Source organism: Pseudomonas sp. HUK17 (assembly GCF_001566765.1).
Map to the genome: position 1 here is coordinate 339,020 of NZ_LSMW01000012.1, position 24,587 is coordinate 363,606.

Here is a 24,587-nt window from a genome sequence, read left to right on the forward strand (position 1 = left end):
CCACCGGAGCAGAAAAAGGTGACGCCGTTCGAAATCTGTCATATCTCCGCTAACGAGGCCCTATGACTTCGCAGTCATGTTTGTTCAGGTGTTTTTCCAGCAGGGCCGTCTGCGGCTTCTCCGCGCCATTCTTCGGTTCGATGGCCAGAGGATAGTCGCCCCAGCCCGGACCCGCCGCCCAATAGGCGCTGGGTACGCACTGCTCGCCCAGATAGCTGAGCAGATTGTCCATGGCTTCCAGCCATTGCGGGTGTGCAGGTATCCCATATTCGCCAATGAAGCCGCGCAAATTGTGCTTTTTCAGCCACTCGATGAAGGGGCGGGTTCTTTCCACGCCGATCATGGGATGGACGCCCTTCATGCCCGAGGCGTAGTTGCCACTGGAGTCTTCGTCGAAGTAGATGTGCGCCTCGTAGATCAGGTTGTCCGCCGGATCCTTGATCAGCAGATCGCCATTCACCTGCGGCCAGCGCTGGGCACTGGACCAGCTGTCGCCGGCGATGAAGATCGGCGTCTTCATGTCCACCGTGCGGATGCTGTCCACGGCCGTCTGCGCCGCCCGCGGCCAGAGGCCCTGGGTGTCATGGGGTTCGTTCATGACATCGTAGCCGTACAGCGCCGGATGCTTCTGGAAGGTCAGCGCCAGGCGCTTCCAGACATCGGCGTAGCTGGCGTAGGACACCTGGGGCGAGCCGATCAGCTGGCCGCGATAGCGCGCGTAGTTGTGCAGGTCGAGGATCACCCGGATGCCGTACTTGTCGGCGAAGTCCAGGGTGCGCTGCAGCAGGGCGACCTGGGCCTGGTCCAGTTCACCGCCCAGCTGGGGCTGCACCCGCTCCCAGAGGAAGGGGAAGCGGATGAAGCGGATGCCCTTGGCCGCGTAGCGGCGGAAGTAATCCTCGGTGGGATAGAAGTAGTTGGTGCCTTCCACGCCCGGCAGGACCTGACCCGCGAAGCCGGCGGCCGACATGTTGATGCCGATCAGATCCACCTTGGCTGTCGCCGGCGCTGCCTGCGCCTGGCCATAAAGCGCCGCGGACAGTAATACGGTGGCCAGCAGGCCACCACCGATACGACGTTTCACTCGTGACACGGACAGCACCTCTCGTGTATTGCGGACGTTCGTCTAAGCAGAGCGCCCTCAGGGACTCTGCTGATAGACGGGTGTGGGTTGCAGCGGCGGCGTGCGTCGAGCGAAGTATTCCAGCGCCAGGTAGTCCACGGTTACCCGGATGGTCCAGGCAATGGCGGCGCCCATGATGGAAAAATGCTGGATGCACACCACCAGCAGGCCCAGATAGGGCAACAGCTCGGCGAGATGGATCATCGCGGTGGTCCGCGAATGGCCCCGGGCCTGAATCTTGGCGAAGGGAATCTGCGCCAGGGCGTTGAAGATGAAGCCTACCACCAGAATACGCAGGATCTGCGCGGCATCGCCGCCGTACTCCGGACCCATCCACACCGTCATGATCCAGGGCGCCAGCACCAGGATCGGCAACACCATCGCCAGGCTGATCAGCAGCAGACCCCAGAACGCCTTGTTGGCCTGGCGCGCGGCGTCTTCGCCGCTCTTGCTCAGGAGTGGGAACACCACCCGGGCCACGGCATTGGGGATGATCAGCATCCGCGACACGGCCTCGGCAGGAGCGGTGTAGAAGGACACCCGGCTGGCGCCGACCATGTGCGACAGCACGAAGCGGTCGAAATAGACCATCAGCGGACTGATGATGTTGCTCACCGTCATCCAGCTGCCGAATTTCAGCAGTTCCTTGAACACCTCCACCTTGAAGGTGCGGATGCCTTCCGGGAAGTCCTTGTGCAGCGGCCAGTAGGCCAGCGCCATGGACACCACCCGGGCCAGCACCAGGCCGATCACGGTGGCGGAAAAGCTCGGTTCGATCAGCACCGCGATCAGCGGCGCGATCGCCAGCAGACTGTTGGAGAAGGTCCGCAGGATGTTGAATTCCCCAAAGCGCTCGTTGCCCTCCAGGTAGGCGAACCAGACCGTCGCCAGCAGGAAGGGTGGTACGCACAGGCTCAGCCAGCGAAAGCCGGCCACGGCATTGTCGAAATGCTCGGGCGAGACGTGCAGCAGACTCACCACCTTGCCCGCACCGAACCACAGCAGCAGCGTCGCCAGCAGGCTCAGACCGATGACGGCGCCGGTGGCCGTGCCCATGACCAGTCGATTGAGCCCCTTGTCGCCGTGGTGCATGGCGACGGCGCGGATCACCGCACGCGACAGGCCGGCATCGAACAGGGTGGCATAGCCGACGATGGCGAAGGCCAGGGTGAACAGGCCGAACTGCTCGACACCGAGCAGACGCGACAGCACGCCCATGGTGGGCAGCGCGATGGCACTGGGAATGACGACACCCAGGATGTTCCAGGTGCTGTTTTTGATCATCGACATCGTGGGGGTGAAAACTCCTTGGGGCCGCCCGGCGGACGCCGGGCGGCACGAGGGATCAGACCGAACGAGCCAGCTGGCTGCTCGGACGCGGGTAGGGGCTGCTGACGTAGGTCTCCTGGACGGGTGCGGAGCTGTAGTGATGCAGGGCGCGCAGCGCCTGGATCACCATCAGGTAGCAGATGGTGGCCTGGAGATACTCGAAGAAACCGGCCAGCGGCCAGATCACCAGCTGGGCCAGGGTGGCGGTCACCACGAAACCGGTATCGGGGTGCAGCATCTTCGCCCAGCGATAGTAGAGGAACAGCGACACCGGGATGATGATGAAGGCCAGGAAGCCAAAGCGGAACACGGTGCCGAACACGCCTACGTCGGACAGGAAGAAATACTCGCCGAAGTAGGGAATGAAGCCGTTGTTCCACATCAGCGACAGCGAGCCGCTGGGCAGCCAGTGGTTCTGGCTGAGGTGGGAGAAGATGTAACCGATGGTCTGCTCGCGCACGCCATCGGTGGGGCCGTCTTCCACCGACTGAGCGTAGAAATCCAGATTCAGCCCCAGCACCTTCATCAGGTCCGGGAAGATGAAGAAGGGCGACAGCAGCAGGGCGGAGACGCAGATCCAGACGATCGACTTGCTCTTCAGGCAGAACACGGTGAAGCAGAGTGCCAGCACGATGAGCTGCCGGGTCTGGGTGCCGAACACCAGGGTCAGCAGGAAGAACATGGCCAGCACGATGTGCACGGTCTTGCTGCGCGCCGAGCCGTCGATCGGCGAGATGCCCTTGTTCCAGGTCTGGATGCAGTAGAAGTAGGCCAGGCACAGGGCCGGCGCGCCGATGGAAGAACGGTCCGGGCGGTCGAAGGAGGACTGCTTGTCACGCAGATCCGGCAGCGCGCCGAACTTGAACATCCAGGCCATGGCCGCTGCCAGCAGCGCCGTGATCAGCAGGGCTTTCTCGAATTGCGAGGCGCTCATGTTGCGCCCGAGGAACATCAGGGTGGCGAAACCGAAGCTGAACAGGATCCGCCGCTCTTCGATCAGGCCGTAGAAGATCGGCTGACCGTAGAACAGAAAGGAAAAGATCGCCGGCAACCCGATGAACACCGCCGACGAATAGACGGCGTAGGTCATCAGGATCTTGAATTCGCGCTGCTGGGTGCCAATGCTGGTCAGCAGGTAGAAGAATGTGAAGGCCATGCAGATGGCCAGATACAACTCGTTTAGATAGAGGATGCCGACCGGGTTGTGCGGGCTTTCGCCGAACACGTCCAGGTGCAGGATCAGCAACGGGATCAGGAGAACGAAGGAAACGGTACTTTTACGGAGAATGCTCATAGACCTACCCATCCAGACGGGACCACCGGACTGCTTGTCCGATGGTCATCTTCCTTGCGGCTGAGAATGCTGCGGGGGCAGCGCCTCAGGTGCGGCGACTGCTGCGTTCCTTGAGATAGATGGGCAGGATGCTCAGGGCATCGTGCACGTAACGCTTGGCCAGCCGCTTGGGCTCCGAACACATCCGGTGCAGCCATTCCAGCTTGGCCTTCTGCATCCAGCGCGGGGCACGCTTGACGGTGCCGACGGCGAACAGGATGGAGGCGCCAATGCACAGGCCGACGCCGGTACGCTTGCTGCTGTCGATCTGCCGTGCGAGCTTTTCCTGGCGCGGCGCCCCGACGGCATAGAGGATGAACTCGGAAGGGTTCTGCATCACGAAGTCGACGCATTTCTGCGTCTCCAGCGGATCGTTGATGAAACCCATCGGCGGGTTGTAGTGCGCCAGCTGGATGTGCGGATACATCCGGCGCAGCTTGCCCACGTCATTCTCGCTCGAACCGATCAGCACCACCGACAGGCGCTCGTCGTTGGCCTTGCGCAGAATGCTCAGGGTGAGATCGCTGCCGGTGATGACCTCGGGCACGGCGACGCCCAGCGACTTGAGGATGGGCATCAGGATCCGGCTGTCGCAGATGCGTTTGCCGGCGCGCTGATAGGACTCGCGCATGTCCGGATTGCTCTGCAGCTGCACGACATGGTCGATGTTCGGTGTGACGATGTAGCTGTAGGGACGATGGATGTCCTGGCTGATCGAGCTCATCAGCTCGTCCTTGGTACCGGTGAAGAAGTCGATACCGAAGGCTTGGTTGCTTAGGTTAGACATGCATCGTCGCTCCCTTGAAGGCACCCTTGACGCCGGACCAGGCCAGTTTCGGATTCTTGAATTCCTTGAGCACGGTGATGCCGGACAGGAGCACGGCGGACACCAGTGCATAGGGAGTGCCATGGAATTTACGATTGAAGCGGGTCGCCGCACGATTACGGAAGTAGTGATAGAAGGCGCTGCGACCGCCCGAGCTCATGGAGCCGTAGTGATAGAGCTGGCTCTCGCGTGAGACCTTGAGCACGACGCCCTTGCGTTTGGCCTGGTGCTGCCAGTCCACTTCCTCGGAATACATGAAGTAGGCTTCGTCCATGAAGCCGATCTCGGTCAGCAGGCTGGCGCAGAAGGCCATGCTGCAACCCATGATGTAATCGGGTTCACGGTCCAGTTGGGAAATCTCGCTGACGTCGATGTCCTTGCCCAGCAGCTTGGACTTGCCCAGCAGTGGATAGAGGATGCCGCCGCCATAGCATTCCAGGCGCCCGGTCTGGGAGCTCAGGATCACCGAGCCGACGATGGTCTTGGGCGCGCGCTGCAGCTCGGCCAGCAGCGGGGCGAAGGCATCGTCCTTGACGTAGGCGTCGTTGTTGACGACCCAGAAATGCTTGACCGCCAGATTGTCCAGCGCCCAACGCATGCCGTAGTTGTTGCCGCCGGCATAGCCGTCGTTGCGCGGGCTGGCGAGCACGGTGACCTGGCTCAGGGCGTTGTCGGCCTGCCAGCGTTGCAGGACGTCGATGGAGCCGTCCTGGGAATCGTTGTCCACCACCACCGCGTGATCGATGGACGGGCAGTGCTTGAGGATGCTCTCCACGCAACTGATGGTTTCGTTGGGGGCCTTGTAGTTGAGCACCATGACTACGTTCATTGGCGTGTTCCTATTCTTCAGAATCATCAATCCGGTACAGCGTCGAGATGCAAGGCTGCCAAGCGTGGCCGGGTTCAGGAGGAAACCCTTCGAAATCGCTGTGTGAGGTAGTTTCTTGTTCGATGCGCCTGTACGAATACTGCCGCGATCCCTGAAGGGATCGGCTGGACGGCGATCAGGCCGTCCAGCCGGGGTAGTGCATCAGCTCTTGGCGTTCTGCTCGTAGGAGTAGTGGTAATTGCCATAGGAGCCGTAGTTACTGGCCTTGCGCTCCACGGCGTTGAAGATCACGCCCTTGAGCGGAATGCCGTTGAGGTCGAAGCGGCGCTTGGTCGCCTCAAGCTCCTTGACACTGTTCACGCCGAAACGTGCGACGATCAGGCTGGTACCGGCGTGACTGCCGATGATGCCGGCCTCGGTCACCGCCAGGATCGGCGGGGTGTCGATGATCACGATGTCGTACAGCTCGCTGAATTTCTTCAGCACGGTGGTGAAGCGGAGGCTCATCAGCAGTTCCGACGGATTCGGCGGGAACTGGCCGCAGGAGACGAAATCCAGGCTGCCGACTTCGGTCTTCTTGATGGCATCGTTCAGGGCGATACGACCACTGAGCAGATCGGACAGACCGTCCTGCTGCTTGGTGTTCATCAGCTTGTGCAGATAGCCCTTGCGCATGTCGCCGTCGATCAGCAGCACGCGTTGGCCGGACTCGGCGATCACCGCGGCCAGGTTCGAGGACACGAAGGACTTGCCGACGCCCGGGCTGGGACCGGAGATCATCAGGATGTTGTTCTTGGCCTCGATCATGGCGAAGTGCAGGCTGGTACGCAGGCTGCGCAGCGCCTCGGTGCTCAGATCGGTCGGGTGGGTGAGAGCGGTCAGCGAGGATTCGCCCGGCTGCTTGGTGCCCAGTACCTTGGTGGTGTCCGCCTGATTCTTGCTGTAGGGGATCGAAGCGTAGACCGGCAGACCGATCTGCTCGATGGCTTCCGGCGTCTCGACGCCGCGACGCAGGGTGTGACGGGTGTAGACGATGGCCAGGCCGACGATGCCGCCCAGGATGATGGCGACGGCGATGATCAGCGGCTTGTTGGGGGCGGACGGGTCATCGACGTTGGCGTTGGCGTTGTCGATGATGCGCACGCTACCCACGGTACCGGCGCGAATGACTTCTAGCTCCTGAGCCTTGTTCAGCATCAGCGCATAGGTCTGGCCGGTCACTTCGATGTCGCGGTTCAGGCGCAGCAGTTCCTGCTGGGTTTCCGGCAGTACTTCGACGCGCTTCTGCAGCTTGGCCCGCTCAGCTTGCAGCTGACCCAGTTGGCTCATCAGCGCCTGGTAGGCCGGGTGCTGACGAGTGAACTTGCGATCCATCTCGGTGCGCTTGAGGTTCAGCTCGGAGATCTGGTTGTCCAGCGCAACGGTCTGCTCCAGGACGCCCTTGGTCTCGCTGTCGATATCGACCGATTTCTTGTTGGTCTGGTAGTAGTTCAGCGCGGACTGGGCCTTTTCCAGATCGGATTTCACGACCGGGATCTGGGCGCGCAGGAATTCCAGGCTCTGGGTGGACTCGGCGGCGTTGCGATCGATGTTCTGCTGAACATAGATGTCCGCGACTTCCTGGACGATGGCCTGGGCCTTCAGCGGATCCGCATCCTGCAGACCGACACCGATGATGCCCGACATCTTGCCGCGCTCACCGGCGACGATGCGACCCTGGTATTCCTGGATGGTCTTGGAGAAACGCTTCTTCATGATGGTGAATTCGGTGCCCGGGCGAGCCTGCAGCGTGGCGACCTTGATCTGGTAGCCCGCATTGCTCACCGGCTGGCCGAGGCCACCGTGCAGCACCACTTCGTCATCGGCATTGAAGACGGTGAAATTCTGGTTGTCCTCGACTTTCAGCTTCATCGGCTTGTCGAGGTTGCTGTCAGGCACTTCCAGCTGGTCGAGGACCAGTTTCTCACCGCCCCAGGCAAAGCTGTTCAGACCCAGCAGGGGCGAGGCCACGTCGGTCTCATTCTGCGGCTCGAAACGACGCGCGACGAAGTTGCCAATCAGCGGGAAATAGCGTGGCTTGACCTCGATATCCAGCTTGAGGTTCTCGATCGCCTTGCCGATCACGGAGCGCGACTTGAGCAGCTCGATCTCGGTCACCGCCTCGGGCATGGGCGGCGGCATGCCGCTGGTCTGATCGGTCAGTCGGGTAACGCCCTTCTTCTCCATTTCGATCTGGATCATGGCGTTGGACGAATACATGGGCGTGGCCAGGATGGCGTAGCCAATACCGAGCGCGGCGAAAATACCGATTACCGACAGGAGTTGCCATTTGTAATCGATCAACATACCGAAGAGTGCGGAAAAGTTGATATCCGACTCATTCTTAACTTCGGGAGTAAAGCGAGGCATCGTGGTCATGAAATTCCTTCTTCCCTATTTGATGTATGGAAGCCAACTGTTTACACAGCGCGTCAAAAGTATGTGGACATTTTGAAACATCTCTTTAGAAAGGCGATAAGGGTCTGGTACTTCTTGATTGCTCAACCATTTCCCGATCAGAAAAACCTTACCCCTGACTTCAGGAGCAATACTTTCGACGGAGCGTGAGTGAAACTCTTCCATGGTCAAAATCAAATCCGCCTTGCGCAGCATCTCTGCATCCGCTTGACGAGCTTGGTGGGTGGTGAAATCTATGCCGTTTTGCCGTAGTACCTCTTGTGCGTTCTTCTCGATGCCATGGCCAACCAGTGCCCTGATGCCAGCGGAACCGACCTGGACGTCACGGCCTTCCAGCGCCTTGGCCAGTAGTGCTTCTGCGACCGGGCTGCGGCAGATGTTCCCTTCGCATACAACCAATATCGACTTGATCATTCTTCAAAACCTTCCTGTTGTCCGGACAACAGGTATCGACGGCAGATAGCCAGCGATGCCTGTCTCCAGGGATCGCTTGCTGCCGATGTAATTAGGGTCGGGAGTCCAGGCTCCAGATCGTCGTGCTGAGGGGCGGGCCAATGGCCCCGGCCGGTCTCAGTATGCGTTCTTATTGATGAAGCCTTTGAACAGCGTGAGGAAGATGATCTTGACGTCCCACCAGAAAGACCAGTGGTGGATATAGTCCAGATCGAACTCGACCCGCTTCTGCATCTTGTCCAGGGTATCGGTCTCGCCGCGCCAGCCATTGACCTGAGCCCAACCGGTAATGCCGGGCTTCATCTTGTGGCGGAGCATGTAGCCCTGCACCAGCTTGCGGTATTGCTCGTTGTGAGCGACGGCATGGGGGCGGGGACCGACGATGGACATTTCGCCGCGGAGTACATTAATGAATTGAGGCAATTCATCGAGAGACGTACGTCGTAAAAATGCACCAAACGGGGTGATGCGGGTGTCATTCTTGGTCGCCTGGGTGACCTTGGCGCCATTTTCCATGACCTTCATGCTGCGGAATTTCCACACTTCGATCGGCTTGCCATCCATGCCGTAGCGCTTCTGCTTGAAGAAGATCGGACCGGGCGAGGTGATCTTGATGCCGATGGCGATGGCCAGCATTGGCAGGGAGATCATGGCCAGGATGATGGAAGACAACACGATGTCCTCGATCCGCTTGACGATGTGGCTGGCGCCATCCATCGGGGTATCGAAGATGCTGATGCTGGGCAGGCCATCGAGGCTTTCGCTGCGGGCATGCAGCAGGTGGAACATGAAGATGTCCGGGATGATGTAGACGGACGCCGTGGTGTCGCTCAGCTCCTGGACCAGCCAATTGATCTTGCTCTGATCGGCCATGCCGAGCGTGATGTAGACCTTGTCGACCTGGCCGGAGCGGACGTCCTGCATGAGCCGGTCGAGACCGCCATTCAGCACTGGGCTGGGCACGCCTTCTTCACCGGTGTCCTGGTTGTCGCTGTAGAACCCGGCGATGCGCAGGCCCATCCAGGGCGCGGTGCTGATGGTGTGCGCCAGGCGCTGGGCGACCATGCCGTTGCCGGCGATGGCGACATTGCGGGTGTTGATGCCGGCCTTGCGCAGGGAGTGCATGATCGAGCGCAGCAGCACGCGATAGCCGCACAGCGTACCCAGCGTCAGGCCCAGCCAGCCCTGCATCACGCCAGGCGAGAGGTAGGACTGGTCGAAGAAGAAGTAGTCGACCATGAACACGGTCGCGAAGGTCAGCACCCAGTAGGTGGCGATCTTGAGCAGTTCATCGGTGATGCGTTCACCGCGCCAGGAACCATAGACGTGGTTCAGCTCGGTGAGGAAATGGAAGATCAGCAAGGACAGGAAGATGACGACCCAATGCTCGGGACGCATGCCGGTTTCCGACGCCCAGGTACCTGCCACGTAGGCGCTCAGCGTGATCACGGCGAGGTCGAGCAGGCGGTGTGCGAGCGAGATTGCCGAGGAATTCGTATGCAAAATGCCGCGTTCTTTCAAATTCATGGTTCCATCCTTGTGCGTATACCGTGCACGAACTTTCAACTGGGCGAGGCAGCTACCAGCGTCTGAAATGTTCACTATGGCGCTCTAGGACCGATGACTGGCCACCGATCGCTAAATGCCATGATGGCTGTAGCGACGTTAGGACTCGGCACTGATTAAGAGGTTCACACGGTAGAAAGGCGGGGAGGCGCTGTCGAGCAAGCCCAAATCAGGGCAAATAGCACGCCAGACGAGGTGCGGCAGGAGAGGGGATGTAAAGAAGGAGGGAGTGCGTCACAGTGCGGGCGGACGGCCGGCACACTTCTCTCGTCGCAGGGTGCGATGAGCGGTTTGTCCAGGCAGCAGAAGGGAGGAAAACGTTCCGTCGGACTTTAATGCGGGATACAGGATTTGTGCGCTGCTTCACTAAACAATGAGACAGCCAGACCTGTCAGGTCGGGTGTAGGCCAGTCCCTGGCCTGGAGCACGCCTCAATGGCGATGGTGGGACTGAAAGCTCAAGGGGGAATTGACGGGGAGGGTGGAGATCTTGGAATGCCAGGCTGAATTCCTTGCGTTGTCGTGCGAGAACAGCAAGAAGGACCAGCTGACGAGGAGGGAGGCCACCGCAAGCCAGGGCAGCTGGGCTTGGGCGAAGACGAGGCAACCGGCGACGCCGGTCCAAACGGGCAGGTAGTAGCGCATTTTTGTTATTCCTGCTTTTTTTGCGAGATTGCAACCTAACTATTGTGCAGACTTTGTGAGAAGTCCATCACCAAAAGGTATTTTTTACATTCCGTCGCTCAGATTCCGACAAACGTGCAGGATAGAGCGGCTGTGAGCCTAGGCCGAATGGGGTTTTTCTGCCGTCAGCAGCAGGTTGCGCGGTGTCAGGTGGGCTGGACAGAAGGTCCCCAGCGTCACCCTGTAACCTTGCTCCTGTAGGAACAGCGCCTGATCCAATACCAGCCAGAGCTCCAGGGGACGGCGGAATAGGCCGCGCAACAGCTCGAGATTACGAACTTCCGCCAGCCGCTGGAAGCCTCGCCTTTCCCAGAGCGGCCAGTCGATTCCGTTCGGCAGCAGCAGATCCTTGCGTCTTGCCAGCTCTTCGCCGAAGGCGGCGAAGGGCTGGCGCAGCCAGTGGCTGGGCAGTGGCGGCGTATTGAGATAGACATCGCGCCCCGTGACTTCGCGTTGCAGCAGATCGAAGCCCAGCCGTCGCGCCATGGACAGGTCTCTATCCCGGCGTACCCGTTGCCCGCCGGTGATGGTTTCACAGAGGGCCAGACGCAGGGCTTCCCGGTCCAGCCGCAGTGCCGAGGCCTTCGCCGGCGCGGACAAGGGGCCATACACTTCGGCGGAGATGCGGTCATAGCAACAGGGCGCCAGGGCCAGTTGCTGACAGCCGCGCGCTGCCGTCACCCTGAGCAGCTGGGTGTGCAGGTCGCCGCAGGCATGCAGGGCGACGGGTGTGTCGCGGCTGCCCAGCTGGTCGCCTGCCAGCCTTTGGAGCACATCGGCCTGATAATGGTGCACGGAGGCCCGGGCCCGGTGGCTGAGCCTTGCGCCTTCCGCGACGAGGGCCGCATCGACCTCCAGGCAGACCGCTGGTGCACCCTGATAGGTCAGGTGCCTGGCCAGATGGCCCTTGCCCGCGCACCAATCGACCCAGCGCCGCACCGGTCGCTGGAAGTCCAGCTTGCGGCTGAAGGCCTCGATCTGCAGCCACTTGCGCCCCGGTACGTCGACGTCTTGCCTGCCGGACAGATTGCGGCCAGGAGCGTCTTGGTATTCGGGGACCTGAGTGAGCGCCAGCGAGGTCTTGGCCAGGGAGTGGAAGGGTTCAGGTGCAGCCAGGAGCTGAGGGGTATTATGGGCCGCCTCCGCCGCTTCCAGGCTGCGGGCGCGCAAACAATCGGCCAGTTCCGGGCAGCTCGACTCCCAGGGCAGCTCACGCTCGACGAAGGGTCTGGGCCGCCACAGGTGCTGATGCCGAGTCAGGAAAAGATCCAGGGCGGTGAAGCGGTCTAGAAAGTCGGCAGCAAGCATGATGGCATTGGGCAATGACGGGATTGGCAGAAAGGCTGAGCCTGGCCACTATTGTCACTTTGCCCGGGCATGCTTGGGTATCGAAATCTCCAGCGTCTGGCCAAGCGGCGGGTTACCCGGGCTGATCCGTTCTCCGCGAGTTTCGACCTGTGGCTTGCGGCGCCTGAGCGGCGAGGCCGAACGGCGACCGTGGGTCAGTTGGATGAATCGATTTATCTCAAAGCCGGACATCTGGTCGTGTGACCACTACTTGTCGCGCTAACATTGTCTGTTCGGTTTATCCCAGAAGGAAAATTCTATGAAGCCAACCTCCCCGCACAAGCTGCGCTTAGCGTTCAGAGCCCTGCTGAAATCGGACAGCTGCTACCACACGGCGTCCGTCTTCGATCCCATGTCGGCGCGCATCGCCAACGACCTCGGTTTCGAAATGGGCATCCTCGGCGGGTCGGTGGCTTCCCTGCAGGTGCTCGCCGCTCCGGACTTCGCCCTGATCACCCTGAGCGAATTCGTCGAACAGGCCACTCGCATCGGCCGGGTCGCCCGGCTGCCCATCATCGCCGACGCCGATCACGGCTACGGCAATGCCCTGAACGTCATGCGTACCATCACCGAGCTCGAGCGCGCCGGGGTGGCTGCCCTGACCATCGAGGACACCGTGCTACCGGCCGGCTATGGCCGCAAGTCCACCGACCTGGTGAGCGTCGAGGAGGGCATCGGCAAGATCAAGGGTGCGCTGGAAGCCCGTATCGACGAAGCCCTGAGCATCTTTGCCCGCACCAACGCCACCGAACTGAGCACCGCAGAGGTCATCTCCCGTACCAAGGCCTATGAGGCGGCGGGCGCGGACGGCATCTGCATGGTCGGGATTCGTGACTTCGATCATCTGGAAGAGATCACCCAGCACCTGAGCGTGCCGGTGATGCTGGTGACCTACGGCAATCCCCAGCTGCGCGACAACGCCCGCCTGTCCAAGGCCGGGGTGCGGGTGGTGGTGAATGGTCATGCCGCCTACTTCGCGGCGATCAAGGCGACCTACGATTGCCTGAGAGAGCAGCGCGACATCACCGCGTCCGACCTGTCCGCGTCCGAACTGTCCACCAAGTACTCGACACTGCAGGAGTATCGAGTCTGGGCGCGGGAATTCATGGACGTGAAGGAGTAACGATCAGGCGGTGCTCAGCGAACTCGGCTGCAGACCCTTGCTGGGAAAGGGCGTGACGATCTCCAGATCCAGATCGGCGGGCAGATGCAGCGCGGCAACCCGGGCTTCGACGAAGGCACGCATTTCCTGACGGAAACGCTTGGTGGCGAAGCGCTCGGCATTCTGCCGGCACGCCTGTTGGCTGATCGGCGTTTCCAGGGCTTCGAACTGGCGCACGGCGGCGCACAGCGAGGCGACGCTCTGCTCCGGATAGAAGACGCCGGTGGGATGGGGCGCATCCAGGCCGCGTACGGTTTCCAGCACGCCACCCCGGCCATAGGCGATAACGGGGGTACCGCAGGCCTGGGCTTCGATGGGGGTGATGCCGAAGTCTTCCTCGGCGGCGAAGACGAAGGCCCGCGCTCGGCGCATGTGGTCGAGCAGGCAGTCGAAGTCCTGGTAACCCAGCAGGGTGACGTTGGGACCGGCGACCTCCTTGGCCTTCTCGAATTCGGGGCCGGCGCCGATCACCACCAGCTTCTTGTCGGGCATCGAGCTGAAGGCTTCGACGATCATCGGCATGCGCTTGTAGGGCACCATGCGCGAGGCCGTGAGATAGAAGTCCTCCTTGCCGCCGCTGGGGGTGAAGCGACTGATGTCGACCGGCGGATAGATGACCTTGGCTTCGCGGCGATAGGCCTTACTGATGCGCCGGGCGATGAAGTGGGAGTTGGCGACGAAGGCATCCACGCCGGCGGCGGTGCGCTGATCCCAGATGCGCACATAGTGCAGGATGACGCGTGCCAGCTTGCCCTTCAGGCCGCGATCGAGCCCGGCTTCCTTGAGGTACTGGTGCTGCAGGTCCCAGGCGTAGCGGATGGGCGAGTGGACATAGCTGATGTGCAGCTGGTCCGGACCGGTCAGGACGCCTTTGGCCACCGCATGGCTGCTGGAGATGATCAGGTCGTAGCCGGACAGATCCAGCTGCTCGATGGCGTGCGGCATGAGCGGCAGGTAGGTCTGATAGCGCTTCTTGGCCTGCGGCAGGCGCTGGATGAAGGTGGTCGTCGCCTGCTTGCCCTGCAGCTGCGCTCGATCTTCGTCCGAAAGGAAGTCGATCACGCTGAACAGGTCCGCCTCCGGCCAGATGTCGAGCAGTTCGGCGAGCACGCGTTCGGCGCCAGCAAAGGTTACCAACCAATCGTGAACGATGGCGATTTTCATGTCGTCTTCCTTAAGCGTGAAATGAAATCAAGTGCTGGTGCTGAATCATGGAGTGCGGGTCTTTCTGGTCACTGCATATCCCCAGGGCAGCCGGGTGATCTCGATGTCGTCCGAAGCGCTGTCGAGTTCGTGCAACTTGATGGTTGGGCTTTTTGCAAAGACGGCGTCTGTTGCAGGCGTTTCGAAACATTCAGCGTTCTCCGGGCGCTCCGCGGTCTCTGCCGCGGTGTCGTCCGAGTTGCTGCGCAGAAGGTGGCAATCAGCGACCTGAAGGACGCGTCCGGACACGTTCGATTCGTCGAGCGTCAGGGGTACAGAGGAACGGCGCTGGCCAGCCATGGCTTTGCTTGTCTCTTCCATGAGTTCTTGATCGCTGAATTGTTGTTGTGGGGTCGTTTCAGGCGGCCCTGGCCGCGGACTTCGTGGTGGTCGCCAGGGCGCTGTCCAGCAGGTCGGAGACCTTTCTCGCGGAGGTCTGCCAGTTGAAGCGCTGGATGTTGGCCAGGCCCTTGGCGCGGAGCGCCTCCCTGAGCGGTGCGTCCTGCAGGATGGTGCGCATCGCCTGGGTGATGCTGGCCGTCTCGTAGGGGTCGAAATAGAGGACGCTGTCCTGCAGCACTTCCGGCATGGAGGCGGTATTGGCCGAGATCACCGGGCAGCCGCAGGCCTGGGCTTCCAGGGGCGGGATGCCGAACCCCTCGTAGAGCGACGGAAAGACGAAGGCGGTGGCCTGGCGATACTGGCGCGCCAGTTCGCCATCGTCGATGCGGCCGAGCAGCTTGACCCGCGGATCCCTGGCCGCCAGGGTCGCCAGATCGCTCTGGCCGAACACGGCGTGGCTGTCGCCGACGATGCGCAATTCGACCTTGAGGTCCCGCGGCAGGGCGGCGAAGGCTTCCAGCATCCGTGAGAAGTTCTTGTGGTAGCTGGGCGAGGACACCGCCAGCAGATAGGGGGTGTCGACGCTGTCGATCCGCGGCGCCAGGGTGAAGGCGTCGGCCACGGCGTTGGGCACGACAGTGATCGAGTCGCTCGGGTAGCGATAGAAGCGCGAGATCTCGTCGCGGGAGAATTCACTCACGGTGATCAGGGCGTTCGAGCGCTTGAGCAGCATGGGAATCAGGCAGCGGTACGAGGTGCGGAATTTCCACGAGTAACTCTCGGGAAAGCGCACGTAGTTGATGTCGTGGTGGGTGGCGATCTGGTTGCTGTAGAGCAGCGGCGCCGTGCTGCACAGTGACAGCAGTAGCGGGCTGCCCTGGCTCTTCAGCCAGTTCGGCAGGTCCCATTGCTCCCAGCGCTGGCCCTGGCGGGTGCCGATGACTTCGATGCCCAGCCGTTTGGCCACCTCGGGCCTGACGGCGCCGGGCGGCGCGACGAAGCGCAGGTCGGATCTCAGCTTCGCCAGCTCCAGCGAGATGCATTCCGCGAAGCGCTGGACGCCGCGAAGATCCTGGGTGATGAAGCGGGAATTGACGATGATCATGATTCTGCCCGTTGCCGTGACCTGGGTGGATCAGTTGGAAAGCTGTGTGTGAGGGACGTGAAGCTGCTTGGTGGCGCCGTGCTGCGCCTTGCCCAGCACGTCCTCGAAGAGCGCCTGGTACTGGTCGAGCATGGTGTCCATGTTCAGCAGATCGGCCACCGCGGTGCGGCTCAGCAGACTCAGCCGCTGGCGCAGCTCGGCATCGTCATGCAGGCATTGCAGGGCGCGGCCCAGGGAGTCGCGGTCGTCGGCGTTGCAGAGCAGGCCGTTGACACCATCCCGGACGATCTCCGGCAGGCCGCCCATGCGGGTGGCGATGACCGGCTTCTGGAAGGCGCAGGCCTCGACGGCGACCATGCCGAAGGGCTCGGCCCACAGCGACGGCGCCACGAAGACGTCGATGTTCCGGTAGAAGTCCTCGGGCTTCTGATAGCCGACGAAGCTGACCTTGTGCGGATCGGCCATGGCCTTGAGCTGGGTTTCGTAGTCCAGCTGGCCCTTGCCGGCGATGGTCAGGGTCGCGTTGAGTGACAGCCGCTGGAACTGCTCGATCAGCCAGCCCACCCCCTTGTTTTCCGACAGGGTGCCCATGTAGCCGAAGCGGACGACGCCCTCGGGACTGGGTGTCGAGGTTTCGCCATTGCTGCCGGCGATCAGGCTGGCGTTGTGGATCACCTGGCGCGGAACGCCGCCGAAGTAGCCCTTGTTGACGATGGTGTCCAGCAGATAGCGGCTGACGCCGACGACGGCATCCACCTTGGCGGACTGCTCGGCGTGGGGCCGGCGCAGGGCGGCGCAGCTGCCACAGAGTTTCTGGCAGCTCTGGCCCTTCTTGAACAGGGTGTTCTTCGGGCACAGCAGATACATATCGTGCAGCACCTGCACGATGGGGACGCCGCTGGCGCGGATCTCGTCCCAGGCCGCTACCGACCAGCCGGACAGGTTGTGGCACACCACCAGGTCCGGCTTTTCCCGTTGCAGGACCTGGCGCAGGGGTGTCCGCATCGCGCTGTTGTACTGGTCGCGAAAGTGCCAGCCGAAGCGCGCCAGCGGACCGGGGCGCTGCTGGGTCAGGGGCCAGTAGAAGTTCTTCAGCCCGGCGCGATAGACGCGGACGTCGTTCACCGTCTCCTCATGCACACCCTGCTCGGGACCGGTCACCAGCACGGCGACGTCGTGGCCACGCTGCTGGAAGCCTTCCACGCTGCGTTGCAGGATGAGCTCTGCACCACCGCCCACATGGGGCGGATAGAAGCTGTTGAGAAAGAGCAGTTTCATAGCGGATAGCTGCGGTTTATCCCCAGCGCGCCGGTTTCGCCGTCCTGGACCGCCTGCCGGATCAGCGCCAGGCGCTGGCGACTCTTGTCATCACGGGCGAACCACTTGAGCAGGGTGTGGAAGACGTAGCGGTTGAGGTTGTACATCGGCCGCGAGCTGGCCCAGACGTTCTTGTCGAACCAGGCCTGGTTGCGCGCGGCGTAGTAGGCGCGGAAGTCCGAGCCGGCCTGCAGGTAGTTCTGGTAGACGTTGCTGGTGCCTTCCTTGATGTTCCAGGAGTGCTCCAGCTCTTCGAGTTCCGCCTCGGTGACCATGAACAGCTTTCCGCCGGCCTGGGTGATGCGGTAGGTGTACTCGGTGTCGTCGGAATAGAGCACCAGCTCGCGCAGGGGCAGGCCGATGCGCTCATAGAGGCTGCGGTGGGCGAGCATGCCGCCATAGGGGGCGAAGGGCAGCTCGACCAGGGCTTCCGGCTGGCCACCGCGCGGACGGCCCCAGGGCAGGCGGCGCCAGATCTTGTAGGGAATGCGTGCCACGTGGAAGCCGAAGTAGCTCGAACGCGGCTGGGTGATCATCTTGGTCGGGATGCACTGGGCGATGTCGGCCTGCTGGGTCGGCCGATAGCCGAGCACGGCGACCTTGTCGCGGCCATGGACGGCGCCGAGTTCATCGAGGCGGCGGTGCAGCACGTCGAGGGCATCGCCCAGGGGGGCGTTGTCGTCGTCCATCATCCAGATATGGGTGGTGTCGCTGGCCAGAGCGGCTTCCAGGGCCACGGCGTAACCGTTGGCGGAGCCGGTGTTCTCGCTCAGGGCGATCACCTTGACCTGACCGGGCCAGCGGGTTTCGAGGCTATCCAGCGACACCGTGGCCGCATTGCTCACCACGACGACCTGGTGAATGGTGCGTTCGGCCAGGGCGCGGGTGACCAGCTGCTCCAGATAGCCGAGGCGATTGCCGTAGGTGACGGTAACGACCGTGGTCTTGCATTGCATGAACAGATTCCTCCAAAGAGCCTTACAGTTCTTGGTCAGGCGCGCAGCCGCTGGTTGACGGTGGCGACTGCCGACAGTTGATCAAGAGCGACGCTGACCCGTTGTTCGCGTTGCAGGATGCGCAGCAGGATGATGGCCCGCTCGTTGCCATCGGCACTCAGGAACACGGCGTCCATTTCCAGCTCCTGGCTGTACTGCACCCGCACGGTCGCGCCGGGCTGGTGGGCGGGCGCAGGTTCCGCCAGGGCGGCGAGTCGCTGGCGGATGTCGTCGATGATGCCTTCGCTCACCGCCGTCGGCTGGGTGCCGAAGCTGACGATCCGATTGACGCCGCGCGTCGAGCGGATGGGGTACCAGTTGTCGTTCACGTCATTGAGCTGAATGAACAGATACCCCGGGAACAGCGACTCGCTGCCAACCGCACGACTTCTGCCGGACGCCTTGCGCTCGCGCTGGGGCCGGAAGCAGACATAGCCCTGTCTGCTCAGGTTTTCTTCGGCCCTGGCTTCCTGATTGGGCTTGGTCTGCACCAGATACCAGTGACCGGTGGGAGGGGCGAGCGTCATGGGCGAGTTCCTTCTCTAGGGGCGATCGGTTGCGGCGTATCAGGTACGGGGGCCGTATTCGTAGTAGCCGTAGACGCCATCGTCTTCCATGGACGTCGAGGCCTTGCGCTGCACGCCGTTGAGGATGGCGCCCTTGATGGTGATGCCGTTCTGGGCGAAGCGCCGGCGGGAGTTCTCCACCGCCTTGAGGGTGCTCTGGCCGAAACGGGTGACCAGCAGCGTGGTGCCGGCGAGACGACCCACCAGGGCGGCATCGGTCACCGCCAGGATCGGCGGGGTATCGATGATCACCAGGTCATAGAGGCCGCCCACTTCGTCCAGCAGACGGGAGAAGTTGGCGTGCATCAGCAGCTCCGAAGGATTCGGCGCGGACTGACCACAGCTGATGATGTCCAGTTGGGCGATACCGCTCGGGACGATGGCTTCACGCAGCTTGCTGCGACCGGTCAGCAGCTCGGACAGGCCGGCTTGCGGCTGCAGGCCGAACACGCGGTGCAGATAGCCCTTGCGCATGTCGGCGTCGATCAGCAGCACGCGCTGACCCGACTGGGCGACCACCGCGGCGAGGTTGCTGGAGACGAAGGATTTGCCGACGCCCGGGGTCGGGCTGGAAATCATGATCACCCGGTTCTTGGCTTCCAGCATGGCGAAGTGCAGGCTGGATCTCAGGCTGCGCAGGGACTCCACCGCCAGGTTGGCCGGCTGCACCACGCTCAGCAGATTGGGTTCGCCGGTACGGGTCTTTTTCTTCAGGCGACGGTTCAGGCGCTCCTGGTCCTTGGTGAAGGGCAGGGTGGAATAGACCGGCAGGCCGATCTGCTCGACGGTGTCGGGATTCTCGATGCCCTTCTGGAAGGCCTGGCGGACAAAGACCACCACCACGGAGGTCACCAGACCCAGCAGCAGCGACAGGATCAGCGCGATCTTGCGGTTGGTGGCCGGCTCGTCGAGGTTGACGTCGGCGTTGTCGACCAGGCGCACGTTGCCGATGGTGCCGGCGCGGATGATGTCCTGTTCCTGGGCCTGGTTGAGCAGCAGCTGATAGGTCTGGTTGGTGACCTTCATGTCGCGATTCAGACGCAGCAGTTCCTGCTGGGTGCTGGGCAGGGCTTCCACTTTGCGCTGCAGGCTGCGCTTTTCCACTTCCAGCTGGGCGAGCTGGTTCAGCAGGGTCTTGTAGCTGGGGTGATCGCGGGTATAGAGGCGATCGTATTCGGCCTGCTTGAGCTTGAGCTGGGAGATGTTGGTGTCGAGGGTGACGATCTTGTCCAGGACCGCCTTGGTTTCCAGGCTGATGTCCACGGAGCGGCTGTTGGTCTGATAGCTGTTCAGGGCCGCTTCGGCGCTTTCCAGGTCCTTGCGCACCGCCGGCAGCTGACCACGCAGGAAGTCCAGGCGCTGGGCCGCTTCGGCCGAGCTACGCTCGACGTTCTGCAGCACGTACAGGCGGCTGATCTCGGACAGCACGCTCTTGGCCAGGTCGGGATTCTCGTCCGCCAGGGACAGATAGATGATGCCCGACTCCTTGCCCGCTTCGCTGGTCTTGATGCGGTTCTGATAGAGCTGTGCGGTGGTGATGACGCGGTTGCGGGTCACCTTGAATTCGGTGCCGGGGCGCGCGGTCAGGGTCTTGATCTGCATGCGGTAGCCGTTACCGCTGGCCATCTGGCCGACTTGGCCATCCAGCAGCGGCTGCTTGTCCTTGTCCAGCAGGCGATAGCGACCGTTGCTACCGGCGACCACCGTCAGGGTCTCGCCGTACATGTCGTCCGGGACATCGAACTGGAAGACGTCGATCTTTTCGCCGCCCCAGGCGAAGCCGCGCAGTTGCGGCCAGCTGTCCGCCAGCTGACCCGGCTTGTCGGCTTCGTAGGTGCGCCACAGGTAGTGACCGATCAGCGGGAAGAAGCGTGGCTTGGCCTCGATGTCCAGGCGCAGGTTCTCCACGGTCTTGGCCAGCACCGCGCGGGATTTCAGCAGCTCGATCTCGGCCACGGCCGGCGAGGCCGAGTTGGGGCGCACCACGGTCTCGGCGACCGCCGTGAGCGCATTCTTCTTGGGTTCGATCTGGATCATCGCCCCGGCGATGTACTGCGGGGTGGACAGCACGGCATAGGTGATGCCCACGGCGAGAAAGCCCGCGGTGATGCCCGCGATCAGCTTCTTGTGATCAAGAAGCGTGAGGGCCATCGTCTTGAGGTCCAGGTGTTGTTCTTCGTGTTGTTCGAACGAAGAGCGCTGCATGACGGTCATTGGGGTCCCTTCCTTTTAGCTGGATACAGCGCAGCCGGAAAACTGCTCTGTGTACGTTCAGTAGGTGACGCGTTTGGGGGCGAAGCGTCGGCCGATGTTGAGGGTGATGTTGCTTACCGCCCGCAAGAGCGCCTTGACCTTCTGGGTCGGCGGAATCGAGGACAGCGAAAGACTCAGGACCTGGCGCAAGAAGAAGACATGCAGGTCACGCTCGCCCAGCCGGTAGTAGTAGTTGGCGAGGCAGTACTGGGTGTGAAGATCCATCTGCAGGCGCTTCTGGCTGGCGCGCATGGAAAAGATCCCGTTCTCGTGCACGCGGTAGGCGGCGGGGCGGATCTCGTCCATGAACTTGCCCTTGCCGTGGGCACCCAGCAGCGACCACCAGACGATGTCCATGAGCGCAGCGGTTTCCAGCTCCGGCGGCAGTTCCCGTAGGACATTGCGGAAGCAGGCGGTCAGGGTGGACAGCGGCAGGGCCTTCTTCAGCTCGGTTTCGCTGCGGTCGTAGTGATCCTGGCCACTGAAACGCTGCGGATTGACGATCCCCTTGCTGTTGAAGGCATAGGAGGCGTGGAAGGTCAGGGCGTAGTCCCGATTGCGCTCCAGGAAATCCACCTGCAGCTGCAACTTGCGCGGGTCGTTCCAGTAGTCGTCACCTTCGCAATAGGCGATGTAGTCGCCGCGGGCGTGCTGGAACACCGGCATGCCATAGGGCTTGCCCTGGCTGTACTGGTTTTCCTTCTGCAGGATCAGACGGATCAGCCGGGGATAGCGGCGCTCGTAGTCCTGGAGGATTTCCCGGGTGCCATCGGTCGAGGCGTCATCGTTGATGATGATTTCGAAGGGAAAATCGGTCTGCTGGCGCAGAAAGCCATCGATGGCCTGGCCGATGTAGTCGCGATGGTTGAAGGTCAGGCAGACGATGCTGGCGACCGGCCGACTGCAATCCGTCGGCCAGTTCTTCATTATCTCTGCTTCGGTCCGAGCGTCCATGTCAGATACCTGCTTTGTAGAGTTGGGAAAACAGGCGCGAGCGGGTCTGTTTCGGAGAACAGAGCACATAGCTCAGCGCCATCAACACCAGGGTCAGGCCACCGCTCAGGGCGAGGGTGGCGAGAATGGCAAACCGCTCCTGCGGTTGAATCTCTTGGTACAGCAACTTGCTCAGGCCCACGCCGATGGCGGTCACCACCACGGCTACCAGCAGGTCCTGGTTCCAGTAGCGCTGCAGATTCGGCGCGAAGCGGCCGTGGACGATCATCGGCCAGATCACGAAGGGGATCAGGCGCATGAAGAACCAGGCCAGCGCCGCGCCGTAGGCGCCGTAATGCAGGACCACCAGGATCACGATGGGCACCGAAATGGCCGCGGACACCAGGCTGTACCAGACGTGCAGGCGCAACTTGCCGTAGGCGTACTGCAGATAGAACTGGAACTGACTGAGAGCCAGCAGCGCCGAGCCCAGGGCGTACCAGAATAGGATCGGTTCGCTCCAGTGGGCGGAGACCTTGTCGCCGGTCCAGGCGAAGATCAGCGCCTCGCCATGGAAGGCCACCATGGCCGCCAGCGGCAGCAGGATGGCGAAGGCGAAGCGCGCCGCGTTGCGATAGAGGCGTTCCAGTTCGAGCGGTTTGTCCTGGGACACCAGCACCGTCATGCGCGGCAGCAGCGCCTGCACCAATGGATTGGTCAGGGTCACGATGCCGGTGGAGATCAGCGCCACCAGGCTGAAGTAGCCGTACTCGGCCAGGGGCAGCGCCTTGGACAGCACCAGCTTGTCGAGCTGGGTCAGGGCGATCCACAGGATCGAGGTAAAGGACATGCTCAGGGCGAAGGGCACGATGGGCTTGACCCGCTGCCAGTCGAAGCCGCTCCACCAGGTGGGGTTGGGCAGCAGGCGATAGGCCTTGAGCGCATAGACCAGCATCTCGAACACGGCGACGAAGGCCTGGAACACGAAGAAGTCCAGCGGCTCCTGGGAAATCCACATCACCAGGATCAGGCCGCCGAAATAGCGCACCGTGGCGATCAGTACGTTGACCAGATTCAGCCAGCCGTGCAGCTCGACGCCCTGGACGCCGCTCTTGTACAGCGTCGACAGCAGGCGGAAGGCGATCATCAGCCCCATCAGGCCGATGCAGTGGGCCACGGTCTCCGTGGGCAGGCCCTGGACGTTGAGCCAGTGGCCCGCCATCCATTCCGAATTCAGCTCGATGGCGACGAAGGCCAGGGTCGCCAGGGGGATGAAGATGAATTCCAGCGAGCGCAGCAGCTGGCCACGGGTACGCCCCGCGCCGGTCTGGCCACGGCCATGGGCGACGTCACGTACCAGCGAGGCGGAAATGCCGACGTCGAGGAGTTGCAGCCAGGTCTGCAGCACGGCGAAGAAGCCGATCAGACCATAGGTTTCGGCACCCAGATGACCGAGATACATCGGCTGGATCAAGATGCCGATCAGCAGCGCATAGGCTTGGCCGGCATAATTGATCAGGGTGTTGCGCAACACCGACACTTTCGCGGGACTGGTCATGGGAGATAGCGGGCCAGGATCAAGTTAGAACAGGAGAGGAGTCGCCGGGAAAATCCCAGCTCGGCAGCAGCTGTGCCGGGGTGATGAGTGCCCGCAGGGATTCCATGCTGGTCTTTTTCTGTTGTGCCAACAGCAGGGTGTCGATCAGCAGGTCCTGGGTCGCCTGCGGCAGGTCCGGATAGAGCGGCACGCAGAGGATGCGGTGACTCAGCTTGCGCGAGACCGGCTTGATCGCCTGGGGCTGCAGGTAGTCCAGGGTTTCCAGCGACGGATAGAAGTAGCGGCGCGGATTGATGCCGACGGCGTTCAGGGCCCTCTTGGTGTCCAGCAGACTCGGCTCGTCGCGCAGGCCCACCGGGAAGTAGCTGTAGTTCAGCTGGCTGCCGTAGGTGGGGCGCTGCAGGTCGAAGGCGCCCTGCAGGCGTCGCTCATAGTGCTGACCGATGACGGCGCGGCGGGCCAGGATGTCTTCCAGCTCGTCGAGGATGCACAGCCCCATGGCCGCGGATACCTCGTTGAGCTTGGCGTTGATGCCCACGCCTTCGATGCGCTCGGCATCGACGATGCCGAAATTGATCATGCGGCGGACGCGCTCGGCGAGCTCGTCGTCTTCGGTGATGATCGCGCCGCCTTCGATGGTGTGGAACAGCTTGGTGGCGTGGAAACTGACGGTGGTGATGTCGCCCCACTGCAGCACCGAGCGGCCTTCGAAGCGGGTGCCGAAGGCATGGGCGCCGTCGTAGACGACCTTGAGGCCGTGGCGGTTGGCGACCTGCTGCAGGCCACGGACATCGCAGGGATTGCCGAACACGTGGGTGGCGACGATGGCCGAGGTGTCAGGCTCGATGGCGGCTTCGACGTTGGCCGGATCCAGGTTCCAGGTTTCCGGGTGGATGTCGGCGAAGACCGGGCGGATCCCTTCCCAGTGCAGGGTGCTGGTGGTGGCGACGAAGCTGAACGGCGTGGTGATGGCGCTGCCGGACAGGCCCAGGGCGCGATAGGCGACCTGCAGGGCCAGGGTACCGTTGTTGACCAGGATGATGTTTCTGACACCCAGATAATCGCGCAGGCGCTCTTCGAGCTGAGCGTGCAGAGGGCCTTGATTGGTGATCCAGTTGTTGGCGTAGATCTTGTCGATATACGCCTTGAAGCGTTCCTTGTCGCCCAGGTAGGGCTTGGTCACATTGATCATGATCCGGTACCTGCT

Annotated in this window: 21 protein-coding genes; 1 reads left to right on the plus strand and 20 read right to left on the minus strand. The window is 62.2% G+C overall.

All coding sequences use genetic code 11. From position 1 onward, the window contains the following. Nucleotides 1–49: 49 nt before the first annotated feature. The 10 genes from AX284_RS08480 to AX284_RS08525 all read right to left on the minus strand — a co-directional run bounded on the left by AX284_RS08480 (nucleotide 50) and on the right by AX284_RS08525 (nucleotide 11,907). The gene (locus AX284_RS08480; RefSeq protein WP_068384635.1) at nucleotides 50–1,084 is read right to left on the minus strand and encodes a glycoside hydrolase family 5 protein; all 1,035 of its coding nucleotides are present in this window, start codon (nucleotides 1,082–1,084) and stop codon (nucleotides 50–52) included. A 57-nt stretch (nucleotides 1,085–1,141) separates the two neighbouring features. Continuing rightward, on the minus strand, nucleotides 1,142–2,413 hold the full coding sequence (locus tag AX284_RS08485; protein ID WP_068384637.1) for a flippase: 1,272 nt from the start codon (nucleotides 2,411–2,413) through the stop codon (nucleotides 1,142–1,144). Between the two features lie 55 nt (nucleotides 2,414–2,468). Beyond that, complete coding sequence (locus tag AX284_RS08490) at nucleotides 2,469–3,746, minus strand: hypothetical protein (RefSeq protein WP_064307771.1); 1,278 nt, start codon at nucleotides 3,744–3,746, stop codon at nucleotides 2,469–2,471. Nucleotides 3,747–3,831: 85 nt separating this feature from the next. Continuing rightward, complete coding sequence (locus AX284_RS08495; RefSeq protein WP_017639362.1) at nucleotides 3,832–4,572, minus strand: WecB/TagA/CpsF family glycosyltransferase; 741 nt, start codon at nucleotides 4,570–4,572, stop codon at nucleotides 3,832–3,834. After that, entirely contained in the window at nucleotides 4,565–5,440 is an 876-nt protein-coding gene (locus tag AX284_RS08500; RefSeq protein WP_017639363.1) for a glycosyltransferase family 2 protein, read from the minus strand. The genes AX284_RS08495 and AX284_RS08500 overlap by 8 nt, the downstream gene beginning before the upstream one ends. 201 nt (nucleotides 5,441–5,641) lie before the next feature. Next, entirely contained in the window at nucleotides 5,642–7,858 is a 2,217-nt protein-coding gene (locus AX284_RS08505; protein WP_017639364.1) for a polysaccharide biosynthesis tyrosine autokinase, read from the minus strand. A gap of 15 nt (nucleotides 7,859–7,873) precedes the next feature. Then, on the minus strand, nucleotides 7,874–8,311 hold the full coding sequence (locus AX284_RS08510) for a low molecular weight protein-tyrosine-phosphatase (RefSeq protein ID WP_017639365.1): 438 nt from the start codon (nucleotides 8,309–8,311) through the stop codon (nucleotides 7,874–7,876). 156 nt (nucleotides 8,312–8,467) lie between these two features. Then, nucleotides 8,468–9,877 (minus strand): undecaprenyl-phosphate glucose phosphotransferase, encoded by a 1,410-nt coding sequence (locus AX284_RS08515; RefSeq protein WP_017639366.1) that lies wholly within the window; start codon nucleotides 9,875–9,877, stop codon nucleotides 8,468–8,470. 470 nt (nucleotides 9,878–10,347) lie between these two features. Then, on the minus strand, nucleotides 10,348–10,560 hold the full coding sequence (locus AX284_RS08520) for a hypothetical protein (protein WP_017639367.1): 213 nt from the start codon (nucleotides 10,558–10,560) through the stop codon (nucleotides 10,348–10,350). Nucleotides 10,561–10,698: 138 nt separating this feature from the next. Further along, the gene (locus AX284_RS08525) at nucleotides 10,699–11,907 is read right to left on the minus strand and encodes a methyltransferase (protein WP_068384758.1); all 1,209 of its coding nucleotides are present in this window, start codon (nucleotides 11,905–11,907) and stop codon (nucleotides 10,699–10,701) included. Nucleotides 11,908–12,205: 298 nt separating this feature from the next. On the opposite strand from AX284_RS08525, the gene AX284_RS08530 reads away from it, so the two are divergent. Beyond that, nucleotides 12,206–13,069: an isocitrate lyase/PEP mutase family protein gene (locus tag AX284_RS08530; protein WP_068384639.1), complete on the plus strand. Its 864-nt coding sequence runs from the start codon at nucleotides 12,206–12,208 to the stop codon at nucleotides 13,067–13,069. Nucleotides 13,070–13,072: 3 nt separating this feature from the next. Here AX284_RS08530 and AX284_RS08535 read toward each other — a convergent pair whose 3' ends face one another. Genes AX284_RS08535 through AX284_RS08580 form a run of 10 tightly spaced genes read right to left on the minus strand, consistent with a single transcriptional unit; the run spans nucleotide 13,073 to nucleotide 24,572 of the window. Then, entirely contained in the window at nucleotides 13,073–14,272 is a 1,200-nt protein-coding gene (locus AX284_RS08535) for a glycosyltransferase family 4 protein (protein ID WP_068384641.1), read from the minus strand. Between the two features lie 45 nt (nucleotides 14,273–14,317). Then, a complete protein-coding gene (locus AX284_RS08540; protein WP_068384643.1) occupies nucleotides 14,318–14,632 on the minus strand; it encodes a hypothetical protein in 315 nt (104 codons plus the stop codon). Between the two features lie 37 nt (nucleotides 14,633–14,669). Then, nucleotides 14,670–15,758, minus strand: a complete 1,089-nt coding sequence (locus AX284_RS08545; RefSeq protein WP_064307772.1) for a glycosyltransferase family 4 protein — start codon at nucleotides 15,756–15,758, stop codon at nucleotides 14,670–14,672. Between the two features lie 30 nt (nucleotides 15,759–15,788). Further along, nucleotides 15,789–17,036 (minus strand): glycosyltransferase family 4 protein, encoded by a 1,248-nt coding sequence (locus tag AX284_RS08550; RefSeq protein ID WP_017639373.1) that lies wholly within the window; start codon nucleotides 17,034–17,036, stop codon nucleotides 15,789–15,791. After that, entirely contained in the window at nucleotides 17,033–18,031 is a 999-nt protein-coding gene (locus AX284_RS08555) for a glycosyltransferase (RefSeq protein WP_017639374.1), read from the minus strand. The genes AX284_RS08550 and AX284_RS08555 overlap by 4 nt, the downstream gene beginning before the upstream one ends. Nucleotides 18,032–18,066: 35 nt before the next feature. Next, the gene (rfaH, locus tag AX284_RS08560; protein ID WP_068384644.1) at nucleotides 18,067–18,597 is read right to left on the minus strand and encodes a transcription/translation regulatory transformer protein RfaH; all 531 of its coding nucleotides are present in this window, start codon (nucleotides 18,595–18,597) and stop codon (nucleotides 18,067–18,069) included. A gap of 39 nt (nucleotides 18,598–18,636) precedes the next feature. After that, nucleotides 18,637–20,850, minus strand: coding sequence for a polysaccharide biosynthesis tyrosine autokinase (locus tag AX284_RS08565; RefSeq protein ID WP_017639376.1), 2,214 nt, complete (start codon nucleotides 20,848–20,850; stop codon nucleotides 18,637–18,639). Between the two features lie 57 nt (nucleotides 20,851–20,907). Beyond that, nucleotides 20,908–21,843: a glycosyltransferase family 2 protein gene (locus tag AX284_RS08570; protein ID WP_017639377.1), complete on the minus strand. Its 936-nt coding sequence runs from the start codon at nucleotides 21,841–21,843 to the stop codon at nucleotides 20,908–20,910. 1 nt (nucleotide 21,844) lies between these two features. Then, the gene (locus tag AX284_RS08575) at nucleotides 21,845–23,380 is read right to left on the minus strand and encodes an oligosaccharide flippase family protein (protein WP_026083658.1); all 1,536 of its coding nucleotides are present in this window, start codon (nucleotides 23,378–23,380) and stop codon (nucleotides 21,845–21,847) included. Between the two features lie 19 nt (nucleotides 23,381–23,399). After that, on the minus strand, nucleotides 23,400–24,572 hold the full coding sequence (locus AX284_RS08580; protein WP_068384646.1) for a DegT/DnrJ/EryC1/StrS family aminotransferase: 1,173 nt from the start codon (nucleotides 24,570–24,572) through the stop codon (nucleotides 23,400–23,402). Nucleotides 24,573–24,587 lie beyond the last annotated feature (15 nt).